We start from the raw sequence: 12,120 nt of genomic DNA on the forward strand, positions 1-12,120 counted from the left end.
TTGAAACACGAAGGCGCTTTTTTATCGGCGGATCACAGGCTGTGACCCTATCGTCTAGAGGCCTAGGACATCACCCTTTCACGGTGAGTACCGGGGTTCGAATCCCCGTAGGGTCGCCAAGTTTGCAGCACTTGGCTCGAAAGAGCGCAAAAGCTGTCTGCCAGGAGTGGTAGTTCAGTTGGTTAGAATACCGGCCTGTCACGCCGGGGGTCGCGGGTTCGAGTCCCGTCCACTCCGCCAGTATCGAATTCTTGGGGGTATAGCTCAGCTGGGAGAGCGCTTGCATGGCATGCAAGAGGTCATCGGTTCGATCCCGTTTACCTCCACCAAAAATCGAGACTTGAGTTTGTAACGCAAGTTCTAGGATTGACCCTATCGTCTAGAGGCCTAGGACATCACCCTTTCACGGTGAGTACCGGGGTTCGAATCCCCGTAGGGTCGCCAAGTTTGCAACACTTGGCTCGCAAGAGCGCAAAAGTTGCCTGCCAGGAGTGGTAGTTCAGTTGGTTAGAATACCGGCCTGTCACGCCGGGGGTCGCGGGTTCGAGTCCCGTCCACTCCGCCAGATTCCTTGTGCAGACCCTCGTGTTTGCGCAGACAAGAAGCCACCGCAAGGTGGCTTTTTTGTTTCTGGTTGTTGCGGTTTTTGGTGTGACTTCTTCACATGGAAAGCCTTTGTGCACAAAACACGATCTATTGCCCAGATTTTTTAAGGGCAAACCCGGAACTTTCCCTCAACATTCGTAACAATAGACGGTGTCCTGTTTGCAGGGCGTCCATCTTTCACCGACTCGTCTGCCCCGCTCCATGCGCCTTGCGCCATCGTTTGTTTTTTCGTTGCTGATGCTGCTGTCCATCTTCTGCGGGCAGGTGGCAGCTTCGGCATCTTCCGATGGGTTGGAAGGCGATGGCCTGCTGGCGCACCATCCCGTCGTGACCATCGATGAGGAATTCCTCGAGGAACTCGCGGAAGTGGAGGAAGACGACGAGACCGAGTTTGCCGAGCTGACGGCACACAGCGGCAACAAGCGCCAGCTGCTGGCCCTGCTGGCCTGCGGCGAGGACCGTTCCGCCGAGATGTACTGGCCGCCCGAGCCCATCGCCGTGCAGGTGGTGTCGCTGTGGGCCCCGCCTTCGACCTATTCCCAGGCGCACCTGTCGCCCGCCCCGGGCCAGCTGCTGCGCCCTCCAAGACCTTCCCTGCTCGGCTGACCGCATATTGCGGCGCAGGCATGCCTTGTGCCCCTTGCGCCCCTAGTCGGCTGACGCATCCCACTGCCTGATCACTGCTCGTGCGCGCCTTGCTGGCGTGCACGCCATGCCGTCGTCCGCGCGCTGACTGCGCACGGCGCGGCCATGCCCGTTCCCGCGTGGTCCGCAGGGAAGGGCCCATCTCTTACTCAACCCCTCGACTGTCGCTTTGCGGCAGATGCATGCCATGGTGAATCCAACGGTATTGGCGGGAATGGCCCCCGCCCGTTTTCCATCCTGTTCGCGCAAGGTCCTGCAAGGCGCGATCTGCAGCCTGCTGGTGGGCTGGGGTGCTGGCGCTTCGGCGCAGGCCCATCCCCCTGGCAAGCCCCAGGCGTCCCAGGCGCCCCTGACGCAGGCGGCTCCGGCCGCCGCCGAGGCCGCCGAGGCCGCGGCGTCCCGTACGCCGATCGTGCCGAAGGCCGGTTCGGCCGCAGAGGCGCCTTCGGTGGCTTCGGCCGCCGCACAGCGCCTGCCCCAGCTGAGCCTGAACGAGGTCGTTCGCGCCGTGCTGGACCACAACCCCGATCTGCGCGCTGTCGAGCAGTCCCGGACCACGGCGCGCGCAGGCGTGGTCAGCGCCTCGGCGCTGCCCAATCCCAAGCTCGAATGGAACCAGGGCCGCAACAGCGCCCGCGTTCCGGGCGCGGCAGCCGGCACGGTGCAGGGCTGGGCCGTGGCCTTGCCCATCGAGAACCCCGCCGTGCGCGGTGCGCGCGTGGAGGCCGCGAGGGCAGGCGAGCAGGGCTCGGTGCACTTCGTGGCGACCACGCGCAATGCGCTGGTGGCCCAGGTGAGGCTGCGCGCCTACGAGATGGTGCTGCGCGAGGCGGAGGTCGAGGCCGCCAAGGAGGCGGTGCGCCTTCTGGAGCAGGCCCATGAGCGCGTCCGCGTCCGCGTGGACAGCGGCGAGGCGGCACGCTACGAAATCATCAAGGCCGATGCCGAAATCATCCAGGCGCGCCAGCAGGAGCAGACCGCAAGGCTGCGTGCCGAGCAGGCGCAGCTGGCGCTGGGCCGCCTGGCCGCAGGCCAGCTGCCCGTGCGCTTCCGCCTGGATGTGTCGCTGGAGGATCCGCTGCGCATCGAGGACATGGGCGAGATCGATCCCATGGAGCATCCCGAACTGCGCCAGCTCAAGGCGGAGGTCGAGCGTGCCCAGGCGCGGCTTGACGGTGCCAAGGCCTCGCGCTGGCCGGGCGTGGAGCTGCGCTACGGCCAGACGCGCGAGCCCGATGTGCGCCTGAACACGGTGGGCGTGAGCATCCAGATCCCCTTGCTCGACCAGCACCGCGGCCCCATCGACGAGGCGGCCTCCGAGCTGGAGCGCGCGCGTCTGCAGCTGGAAGGCCGGCAGATCGAGCTGCGCCAGCAGACGCTGCAGGCCTGGAAGGAGCTGGAGATGGCGCGACTGCGCACCCAGGCACTGAGCCAGGGTTCGGTGCGCGAGGCCGAGTCGGCCCTGCGCGTGGCCGAGGCCGCCTACCGCTTCGGCGAGCGCGGCATTCTCGATGTGCTCGATGCGCAGCGCGTGCTGCGCTCCATCCGTGCAGACCTGCTCGACGCGCGCTACCAGCTGCAGGCGGCGCGCATACAGCTCGAATACCTGGCGGGCCGCTACGACGATCCGTCCGCGCTGTGAAGCGCGCCGTCCCTGCCTCACACCCGAAATCAGAAACGAACATGTCCTTGAATATGCATCCGCAACCCATCGCCGCCCGCGCAGGCAGCAGCACCTTGGTGAACTCCCTGGCCCTGGCCGGCCTGCTGGCCGCAACGCTGGCGCTGAGCGCCTGCGGCAAGAACGAAGAGGCCGAAGCCAAGGCGGCGCCCGCAGCGGCCGCTGCGCAGGAGCAGGACCCGATGGAGGTCCGCGTCACCGCCGAGATGGCGCCCAACTTCGCCGTCAAGCCCGTGGCGCAGGCGCAGATCGCGCTGCTGCAGGAGGTGTCCGGCCGCATCGAGGCCAATGAGCGCCAGGTCACCCGCATTGGCGCGGCCGCCACGGGACGCGTGACCGAAGTGCTGGTCGAAGTGGGCGACCGCGTGCGCGCGGGCCAGGTGCTGGCCCGCGTGGCCAGCCCCGAGCTGACCACCGCCCAGCTGGCCTATCTGCGTGCACACTCCGCCGCCACGCTGGCCGAGCGCGGCGTGGAGCGCGCGCGCCAGCTGATAGCCGCCGACGTCATCGGCTCGGCCGAGCTGCAGCGCCGCGAGTCCGAGCTGTCGATTGCGCGCGCCGAGCAGCGCGCTGCCGGCGACCAGTTGCGCCTGATCGGCATTCCCGACAGCGCCATCGCCCAGCTGCGCGACAAGGGCACGCTGCAGTCGCATGCGGCCGTGCTGTCCACAGGGGCCGGCGTGGTGATCGAGCGCAAGGTCAGCTCCGGCCAGGTGACCCAGCCCGGCGATCCGCTGTTCACCGTGGCCGACCTGAGCAGCGTCTGGGTGGTGGGCGCGATCCCCGAGCAGATGGCCAGCGGCGTGCGTGCCGGCCAGGCCGTGGAGATCGCCGTGCCCGCCCTGGGCGAGCGCGTGCTGTCCGGCCAAATCGTGCATGTGGGCGACACCGTGACGCCCGAGACCCGCACCGTCACCATCCGCACCCAGGTGGACAACCCCGAGCGCGACCTCAAGCCCCAGATGCTGGCCACCATGCGCATCCAGGGCGAGGTGCGCCAGCTGCTGGCCGTGCCGGCCGAGGCCGTGGTGCGCGAGAACGACCGCGACCATGTCTTCGTCAAGAAGGGCGAGAACCACTACCGCCTCACGCCCGTCGAGCTGGGCACCGCCAGCGGCGGCATGCGCCCCGTGAACAAGGGCGTGGCCGATGGCACGGTCATCGTCACCACGGGTGCCTTCCACCTGAACAACGAGCGCAAGCGCGCAGAGCTGGAGTAAGCCCATGATCGCTTCCATGATCCGGGCCGCACTGAGCCAGCGGCTCATCGTGATCGTGCTCTCGCTGGTGCTGTGCGGCTTCGGCCTGCGCGCCGCCATGAATCTGTCGGTGGATGCCTTTCCTGACGTGACCAACGTCCAGGTTCAGGTGGCCACCGAGGCGCCAGGCCGTTCGCCCGAGGAAATCGAGCGCTTCGTGACCGTGCCGCTGGAAATCGCCATGACCGGCATGCCGGGCCTGGTGGAGATGCGCTCGCTCAACAAGAGCGGCCTGTCCATCATCACCCTGGTCTTCACCGATGCCACCGACGTGTACTTTGCACGCCAGCTCGTCACCGAGCGGCTGATGGAGGTCACGCCGCGCATGCCCGCAGGCATCATCCCCGTGCTGGGGCCGGTGTCCACGGGCCTGGGCGAGGTCTACCAGTACACGCTGGACCATCCCGACGACGGCAAGCGGGCCCTCACGCCCGAGGAGCTGACCGAGCGCCGCACCATCCAGGACTGGGTGGCGCGCCCGCTGCTGCGCTCCATTCCCGGCGTGGCCGAAATCAACTCGCAGGGCGGCTACGTCAAGCAGTACCAGGTGGAGGTCGATCCCGGCCGGCTGCGCCACTACGGCCTGTCCGTGCGCCATGTGGTCCAGGCCATCGCCGACAACAACGCCAATGCCAGCGGCGGCATCCTGCCCCAGGTCACCGAGCAGTACCTGATCCGCGCCGTGGGCCTGGTCCAGTCGCTGGATGACATCGGCAACATCGTTCTCAAGCAGGAAGGCGGCGTGCCGGTCTTCGTGCGCGATGTGGCCGAGGTCCAGCTGGGCCAGGAAGTGCGCCAGGGCGCCATCATCAAGGGCGGCTATACCGAAGGCGTCTCCGGCATCGTGCTGATGATGCGCGGCGGCAATGCCAAGGAGGTGGTCACCCGCGTGAAGGAGCGCGTGCAGGAGATCAACTCCAAGGGCATGCTCCCCGGCGGCCTGCAGATCGTTCCCTACTACGACCGTACCGACCTGGTCGACTCGGCGCTGTGGACCGTGGGCAAGGTGCTGATCGAGGGCATCCTGCTCGTGGTCGTGGTGCTCTTCATCTTCCTGGGTGACGTGCGCTCCAGCCTGATCGTGGTGGCCACGCTGATCATCACGCCGCTGACCACCTTCATCATGATGAACCGCTGGGGCATCTCGGCCAACCTCATGTCGCTGGGGGGGCTGGCGATCGCCATCGGCCTCATGGTCGATGCCACCGTGGTGGTGGTGGAGAACGTGTTCCACAAGCTCGGCCAGGCCGGCGACAGCATGGGCGCACGCGTGCGCACCGTGCTGTCGGCCACCACCGAGGTGGCCACGCCCACCATCTTCGGCATCGCCATCATCATCCTGGTGTTCCTGCCGCTGATGACGCTGCAAGGCATCGAAGGCAAGATGTTCGGCCCGCTGGCGCTGACCATCGCGATCTCGCTGGCCGTCTCGCTGGCCGTGTCGCTGTTCCTGTCGCCCGTGCTGTGCTCGTACTTCCTCAAGGGCGGCGCGGACCATGACACGCGCCTGATCGCCTTCCTCAAGCGCCACTACCTGCGCCTGCTGGACCTGGCCACTGCGCGCAACCGCGCCACGCTGGCCGTGGCCGTGGCGCTGCTGCTGGGCTCGCTGGGACTGTTCCCGCTGCTGGGCAAGTCCTTCATGCCCACCATGAAGGAGGGGGCGCTGACGCCGCAGATCAACCGCGTGCCCAGCATCTCGCTGGACGAGTCCATCCGCATGGAAATGGCGGCGATGAAGTCCGTGGCCGAAGTGCCCGGCGTGCTCAGCGTGGTCTCCAAGCTCGGACGCGGCGAATCGCCGGCCGATCCCGCAGGCCCCAACGAGTCCGACCCCATCGTGCTGCTGGACCCCGAGTCCGACCGCACCCAGGATGAGATCGACGAAGACATCCGCCAGCGCCTGTCCTCGATCCCGGGCGTGCAGATCGTGCTGTCCCAGCCGATCTCCGAGCGCGTGGACGAAATGGTCACGGGCGTGCGCTCGCAACTGGCCATCAAGGTCTTCGGCGACGAGCTGAGCGAGCTGCGCGACGTGTCCGAGCAGGTCGCACGCATCCTCAAGAGCGTGCCGGGCAGCACGGACATCCGCGTCGAGCGCCTTTCAGGCCAGCAGGCTCTGACCGTGGATATCGACCGCAAGGCGATCGCCCGCCACGGCCTGAACGTCACCGACGTGCAGGGCGTGATCGAGTCGGCCATCGGCGGCAAGGAAGTGACCACGGTCTACGAGGGCGAGCGCCGCTACAACGTGGTGGTTCGCTTCCCCGAGCCGTTCCGCGGCTCGCCCGCCGCCATCGGCGCCACCTTGCTGACCACGGCCACGGGCGCCCAGGTGCCGCTGAGCAGCGTGGCCCGCATCGAGCTGGTGGACGGCCCCGCGCAGATCAGCCGCGAAGGCGGCAAGCGCCGCGTGGTGGTGGGAGCCAACGTGGAAGGGCGCGACCTGGGCGGCTTCGTGACCGAAGTGCAGCAGCGCATCGACAGTGAAGTGCAGTTGCCCGATGGCTATTACTTCAAGTACGGTGGCCAGTTCGAGAACATGGAGCGCGCCATGGGCACGCTGCAGATCATCGTGCCGCTGACCATCGTGGCCATCTTCTTCCTGCTGTTCCTGCTGTTCAACTCGGTCAAGCTGGCCGGGCTGATCATCCTGGTGCTGCCCTTCGCCTCCATCGGGGGACTGATAGGCCTGTTCGTCACGGGCGAATACGTGAGCGTGCCGGCATCGGTGGGCTTCATCGCGCTGTGGGGCATTGCGGTGCTCAACGGCGTGGTGCTGGTCTCCTGCATCCGCAAGCTGCGCGAAGATGGCATGAACGTGGCCGAGGCCGTGCGCGAAGGCTGCGTGCAGCGCTTCCGCCCCGTGATGATGACGGCCACCGTCGCGCTGCTGGGCCTGGTGCCCTTCCTGTTCGCCACCGGCCCCGGCTCGGAGGTGCAACGCCCGCTGGCCATCGTGGTGATCGGTGGCCTGATCTCGTCCACCCTGCTCACGCTGGTGGTGTTGCCGACCCTGTACCGCTGGTTTGACGAAAAACCGCTGGAAGCCTGATGAAGGAGACACTGCAATGACCATGAAGGAAATCCGGGCCATCGTGCGCCCCAGCCGCCTGGAGCGCCTGCGCGACGCGCTGCGCGCCATTCCCAACTTCCCCGGCGTGACGCTGTTCCGTGCCGAGGGCTTCACGGCCCCGGCCGCCATCGACAAGCGCAGCGTGAAGGAGGAGTTGACCGACTTTTCCGACAAGATCATGGTCTGCGTGCTGGCCGAGGCATCCATGGTCGAGCCCATCCGCGCGGCCATCACCTCGGCCTGTCACTCGGGCCAGGTCGGCGACGGCCTGGTCTGGGTGGTGGACATCGCCGAGATCCACCGCATACGCGATGGGCAAAGCCTGGCCTGACCCGGGCTGCAGCAGGGCGCCGGAATGCAGGGCGACATAAAAAAGTCATGCATTCCGGAATTGCCCCAAAAACGCTGTGCTACAATTTTTGAATCGCAGCAACGAAGCAGTGCAACGTTGCAGCAAGGGGGTATAGCTCAGCTGGGAGAGCGCTTGCATGGCATGCAAGAGGTCATCGGTTCGATCCCGTTTACCTCCACCAAAAATTGAGACTTGAGTATTTACGCAAGTTCTAGGATTGACCCTATCGTCTAGAGGCCTAGGACATCACCCTTTCACGGTGAGTACCGGGGTTCGAATCCCCGTAGGGTCGCCAAGTTTGCAGCACTTGGCTCGAAAGAGCGCAAAAGCTGTCTGCCAGGAGTGGTAGTTCAGTTGGTTAGAATACCGGCCTGTCACGCCGGGGGTCGCGGGTTCGAGTCCCGTCCACTCCGCCAGATTCCTTGTGCAAACCGCAGCGTTTGCGCAGACAAGAAGCCACCGCAAGGTGGCTTTTTTTCGTCTGCAGTTTCGCTGCGGGCCGCGTCTCGATGGGGCCTGCCCAGTGCGATGGCAGGGGCCTGCGCTGCAGGCAGTTCCTGCTTCCATCCCGATGTATCGGGCATCACCAGTCCGTCATGATCCAGGCCCATCATCCACGGCGAGGGAAAGCCATGGTGATGCGATGCGCCATAGGCGATGCCTGCCGATTTTCCACAGCCGATAGCCGTGTCTCCGTTTGCACTGGCGGGACGTCTTCCAGGCAGGTGTGAGCAGCCATTCCAGGCCCGGTCCTGTCGCCGGAACTGGTAATGCTTCTCATTTCAATGTTGGAAAACGTCAAAGGAGCGCCACTGCATGCCATGGTCCCGGTTCAAGTTTCAGCACGTCTGCAAGGCTGCACAGCCCTTGCCGATCCTGTTGCAGGACGCATGGATCCGGCGAGGGCGGCCGCCGCCCTGAGGCCGTCATGAGGCCGATCTAGGCCTGCCTCCCAAGTCACGCCGATGCGCATCGGCGCGCACTGATGCCCTGCGGTCAGCGGTTGTGCCGCCGCTTGCCGCCTGTGCCGAGTCCCGCTCCGCCCTATTGCACGGGCGGCACGCCGGCCGTCCATCGACCTGCGGTCGACATTTCCCCTTGACGTTCTTGCCTAGCTTGCGAGAGGAACTGCATCGTGTCCTTGAATCACACACATTCTTCGCTGGAAGAGGTCTTCATTGCTTCGCGTGGACAGTTGGTGAGGGTCGCGCGAAGAATTCTCAGGAATCCCGAACTGGCCGACGAGGCCGTGCAGGACACCTATCTGCGCGTTGCCGAGATGCGCAGCGATGCCGAGATCGCCAGGCCCGCCGCCTACTGGACGCGCGCCGTCTGCAACATGGCGCTGGACTACCTGCGCCGCCAGGAGCGCGAGAACACCTACCGCACCCACGGCGTGGATGTGGAGACGCTGGAGATACCGGACGGCCGCTCGCCCGAGCGCAGCCTGTTCGAGTCCCAGGCCATACGCCTGATCGACCAGGCCCTGGACGAGGTGCCGCCCAAGACCCGCGAGACCTTCGAGCTGTACCGCATCAAGGGACTCACGCAGCGCCAGATCGCCGAGCACATGGAGTGCGCGCTGGGCCTGGTGAACGCCAGGATTGCCGATGCCTGCAAGGCCATCCATGTCCACCGCTCGCTGCTGGACCACCATTGAACGGTGCAGCCCGGCGCACGACCCGGAACCGGCGCGCACGCGGCGTGAACAGTTTCGGATCCGGAACGTCATGTTCAACAGAGGCGCAGTACCGGATCGCCGCGATCCGGAACTGGCTTCGCCGATGTTCAACTGCACAAGGACGCCTGCATGTCTACAAGCTGCTTCGACCGCGAAGACGAAACCTTCATCGTTCTGGTCAACCACGAGGAACAGTATTCCATCTGGCCGCACTGGAAGGCCGTGCCCGGCGGCTGGACCGCCGTGGAGGGCGTGAAGGGCGACAAGAAAACCGTGCTCGACTACGTGGATGCCACCTGGACCGACATGCGGCCCAAGTCGCTGCGCGTGTGGATGCAGCAGCAGGAGCAGGCGGGCTCCGGCGCCGCGCTGCACAAGGCCGATACCGATACCGAAACCGCAGCGGGCTGACGCGCATGCACGCGCCGCTGACCCTGCTGTGCCTGCCGTGCGCAGGCGCCAGCGCCACCATGTACCTGCGCTGGCGCAGGCTGCTGCCCCACTGGATCCGCATTGCGCCGGTGGAGCTGCCGGGGCGGGGCAGCCGGCTGGGCGAGCCTGCGGTCGAGGACTTCGGGCAACTGGTCTCGCTGCTGTGCGCCGAGCAGCGCCAGGCCATGCGCGGCCGCTTTGCGCTGCTGGGCCACAGCATGGGCGCGCTGCTGGCCTTCGGCATGGCGCGGCAATTGCGCGAGCAGGGCAGGGAGCTGCCGCTGGCCCTGGTTGCCTCGGGCAGCCCGGCACCGGCCTGCCGCGATCCCGAGCGCTTTGCGGGCAAGGGCGACGATGCGGCGCTGATTGCCGATCTGCGCAGGCAGGGCGGCACGCCCGAAGAGGTGTTTGGCAGCCCCGAGCTCATGCGCATCACGCTGGATGTGCTGGGCTCCGACTACCGAGTCTGCGAGAGCTTCGGCCATGTGCCCGCTGCGGGCCTGCCGCTGCCGCTGCCGGTGCATGTCTTTGCGGGGCGGCAGGACGACATCGAGGCGCCCCGCGTCCAGGCCTGGTCGCAGGAGGCCGCCGGGGCCTTCACGCTGGACTGGTTCGAGGGCGGGCATTTCTTCATCAGGCAGCGCGAAGGCGATGTGCTGGCCGTGCTGGCGCAGCGCCTGGCCGGGTCCCAGTCACTCCAGGGGGAAATCCATGCAGCTCGTGTCCGTGCGTGAGGCCATGAGCCAGGGCATCGAGGTCTTCAGGCTGGACCTGGACCTGTCGGCCGAGCTGAGCGATAGCCTGCCGCACCTGACCCCCGAGGAGCGCGGTCGCGCCGCGCGCTTCGTGCGGGCCGCCGACCGGCTGCGCTTCGCACAGACGCGCGCTGCCACGCGGCGGCTGCTGGGGCGCAGGCTGGGCTGCTGCCCGGCCGATGTGCCCCTGGCCATCGGCACGCACGGCAAGCCTTTCGTGGATGACGAGCCGCACAGGGCGCCTGTGTTCAACGTCTCGCATTCGGGCGGCCATGCGCTGATCGCGCTGGCCGACCCCGGTGGCGTGCTGCACCTGGGCGTGGACATAGAGCAGCACAAGCCCGACCTCGATGCCGAGGTCATGCTCGACGCCGTCTGCACCGACCAGGAACGCGCCAGCGTGCGCCGTGCGCCTGATCGGCTGGCGGCCTTCTACCAGCGCTGGGTGGGCAAGGAAGCCGTGCTCAAGGCCATCGGCATTGGCGTGGCCGAGCACCTGCGCTCCATTGGCATCAGCCCGGGAGGGGACGGACGGCTGGCCATCGCCTGCGCGGTCCCCGACTGGAATGGTTTTCAAGCGATGGCGCTTCCAGCGCCGCCAGGCTACGCGGCAGCTCTTGCGTGGCGCACCAAGGAATCGACATGAACGAAACCCTCCAGCGCTTCGAGCGCAAGGCCCCCGCGGGCTCGCTGCTTCCCCAGCTCATCACGCCCGCCCAGCCGGGCCAGGACCTGCTGGCCGCGCTGCCGCCGCTGCGCCGCGACATCGACGAAGCCCTGCTGACCACGGGCGGCGTGCTGCTGCGCGGCTTTGGCGTGCCCGATGTGGAGACCTTCCAGCGCTTTGCCTCGGCCTTCGGCCATCCGCTGCTCAAGTACGAATTCGCCTCCACGCCGCGCAGCGCGGTCGAGGCCTCCAGCGGCGCGGGCGTCTACACCTCCACCGAGTACCCGGCCCACCAGAGCATTCCGCTGCACAACGAGCAGGCCTACACGCGCGAGTGGCCCATGAAGATCTGGTTCCACTGCGTCACCGCATCGCCCGAGGGCGGCGAGACGCCGATTGCCGACAGCCGTGCGGTCTACCGCCGCATTCCGGCGCGCATCCGCGAGCTGTTCGAGCCCGGCATCCTCTACGTGCGCAACTTCGGCGAGATGGACGTGCCCTGGCAGAAGGTCTTCAACACCGAAAGCCGCGCCGAGGTCGAGGCCTTCTGCCGCCATGCGCGCATGGACTGGGAGTGGAAGGAAGACGACGGCCTGCGCACGCGCCAGCTGTGCCAGGCCATGGAAAGCCACCCCGTCACGGGCGAGATGGTCTGGTTCAACCAGGCCCACCTGTTCCACATCTCGGCGCGCGAGCCCGAGGAGCGCGAGGTGCTGGAGGAGGTCTACGGCATCGAGAACCTGCCGCGCAACACCTTCTTCGCCGACGGCTCCACCATCGGCGACGACATCTTCGCCGAGGTGCGCGCCGCGCTGGACGCCGAGACCGTCAGCTTCCCCTGGGAGCAGGGCGACGTGCTGATGCTGGACAACATGCTCGTGGCCCATGCCCGCTCGCCCTTCAAGGGGCCGCGCAAGGTCATCGTCGCCATGGCCGAGCCGCGCAGCAATCTGGACCGTTTCTGAG

General features: G+C 66.8%; 10 protein-coding genes and 8 tRNA genes. All 18 read left to right on the forward strand.

From position 1 onward, the window contains the following. Window positions 1–43: 43 nt before the first annotated feature. The 18 genes from ACF8NF_RS18935 to ACF8NF_RS19020 all read left to right on the forward strand — a co-directional run bounded on the left by ACF8NF_RS18935 (window position 44) and on the right by ACF8NF_RS19020 (window position 12,119). Window positions 44–119: transfer RNA gene (locus ACF8NF_RS18935), tRNA-Glu, on the forward strand. Window positions 120–163: 44 nt separating this feature from the next. Next, a tRNA-Asp gene (locus tag ACF8NF_RS18940) sits at window positions 164–240 on the forward strand. A gap of 13 nt (window positions 241–253) precedes the next feature. After that, window positions 254–329, forward strand: a tRNA-Ala gene (locus ACF8NF_RS18945). 39 nt (window positions 330–368) lie between these two features. Next, window positions 369–444 (forward strand) — tRNA-Glu (locus ACF8NF_RS18950). A gap of 44 nt (window positions 445–488) precedes the next feature. Further along, window positions 489–565, forward strand: a tRNA-Asp gene (locus ACF8NF_RS18955). Window positions 566–843: 278 nt separating this feature from the next. Next, window positions 844–1,212: a hypothetical protein gene (locus ACF8NF_RS18960; RefSeq protein ID WP_017407525.1), complete on the forward strand. Its 369-nt coding sequence runs from the start codon at window positions 844–846 to the stop codon at window positions 1,210–1,212. Between the two features lie 226 nt (window positions 1,213–1,438). Next, the gene (locus tag ACF8NF_RS18965; RefSeq protein ID WP_016451428.1) at window positions 1,439–2,893 is read left to right on the forward strand and encodes a TolC family protein; all 1,455 of its coding nucleotides are present in this window, start codon (window positions 1,439–1,441) and stop codon (window positions 2,891–2,893) included. A 41-nt stretch (window positions 2,894–2,934) separates the two neighbouring features. Continuing rightward, entirely contained in the window at window positions 2,935–4,152 is a 1,218-nt protein-coding gene (locus tag ACF8NF_RS18970) for an efflux RND transporter periplasmic adaptor subunit (RefSeq protein WP_016450795.1), read from the forward strand. Window positions 4,153–4,156: 4 nt separating this feature from the next. Then, complete coding sequence (locus tag ACF8NF_RS18975) at window positions 4,157–7,246, forward strand: efflux RND transporter permease subunit (protein WP_016450796.1); 3,090 nt, start codon at window positions 4,157–4,159, stop codon at window positions 7,244–7,246. A gap of 16 nt (window positions 7,247–7,262) precedes the next feature. Continuing rightward, window positions 7,263–7,598 (forward strand): P-II family nitrogen regulator, encoded by a 336-nt coding sequence (locus ACF8NF_RS18980; protein WP_016450797.1) that lies wholly within the window; start codon window positions 7,263–7,265, stop codon window positions 7,596–7,598. Between the two features lie 126 nt (window positions 7,599–7,724). Next, window positions 7,725–7,800: transfer RNA gene (locus tag ACF8NF_RS18985), tRNA-Ala, on the forward strand. Between the two features lie 38 nt (window positions 7,801–7,838). Beyond that, window positions 7,839–7,914, forward strand: a tRNA-Glu gene (locus tag ACF8NF_RS18990). 44 nt (window positions 7,915–7,958) lie between these two features. Continuing rightward, a tRNA-Asp gene (locus ACF8NF_RS18995) sits at window positions 7,959–8,035 on the forward strand. A 719-nt stretch (window positions 8,036–8,754) separates the two neighbouring features. Continuing rightward, on the forward strand, window positions 8,755–9,279 hold the full coding sequence (locus tag ACF8NF_RS19000; RefSeq protein ID WP_043790277.1) for a sigma-70 family RNA polymerase sigma factor: 525 nt from the start codon (window positions 8,755–8,757) through the stop codon (window positions 9,277–9,279). Window positions 9,280–9,429: 150 nt separating this feature from the next. After that, window positions 9,430–9,711 (forward strand): MbtH family NRPS accessory protein, encoded by a 282-nt coding sequence (locus ACF8NF_RS19005; RefSeq protein WP_043790278.1) that lies wholly within the window; start codon window positions 9,430–9,432, stop codon window positions 9,709–9,711. Between the two features lie 5 nt (window positions 9,712–9,716). Continuing rightward, on the forward strand, window positions 9,717–10,466 hold the full coding sequence (locus tag ACF8NF_RS19010) for a thioesterase II family protein (protein ID WP_392451030.1): 750 nt from the start codon (window positions 9,717–9,719) through the stop codon (window positions 10,464–10,466). Next, the gene (locus ACF8NF_RS19015; RefSeq protein WP_016450665.1) at window positions 10,444–11,133 is read left to right on the forward strand and encodes a 4'-phosphopantetheinyl transferase superfamily protein; all 690 of its coding nucleotides are present in this window, start codon (window positions 10,444–10,446) and stop codon (window positions 11,131–11,133) included. The genes ACF8NF_RS19010 and ACF8NF_RS19015 overlap by 23 nt, the downstream gene beginning before the upstream one ends. Then, window positions 11,130–12,119, forward strand: coding sequence for a TauD/TfdA family dioxygenase (locus ACF8NF_RS19020; RefSeq protein ID WP_016450666.1), 990 nt, complete (start codon window positions 11,130–11,132; stop codon window positions 12,117–12,119). The genes ACF8NF_RS19015 and ACF8NF_RS19020 overlap by 4 nt, the downstream gene beginning before the upstream one ends. Window position 12,120: the final 1 nt, after the last annotated feature.

Origin of the sequence: Delftia sp. WSY_22, assembly GCF_043104185.1 — a bacterium.
GTDB lineage: Bacteria > Pseudomonadota > Gammaproteobacteria > Burkholderiales > Burkholderiaceae_C > Comamonas > Comamonas tsuruhatensis.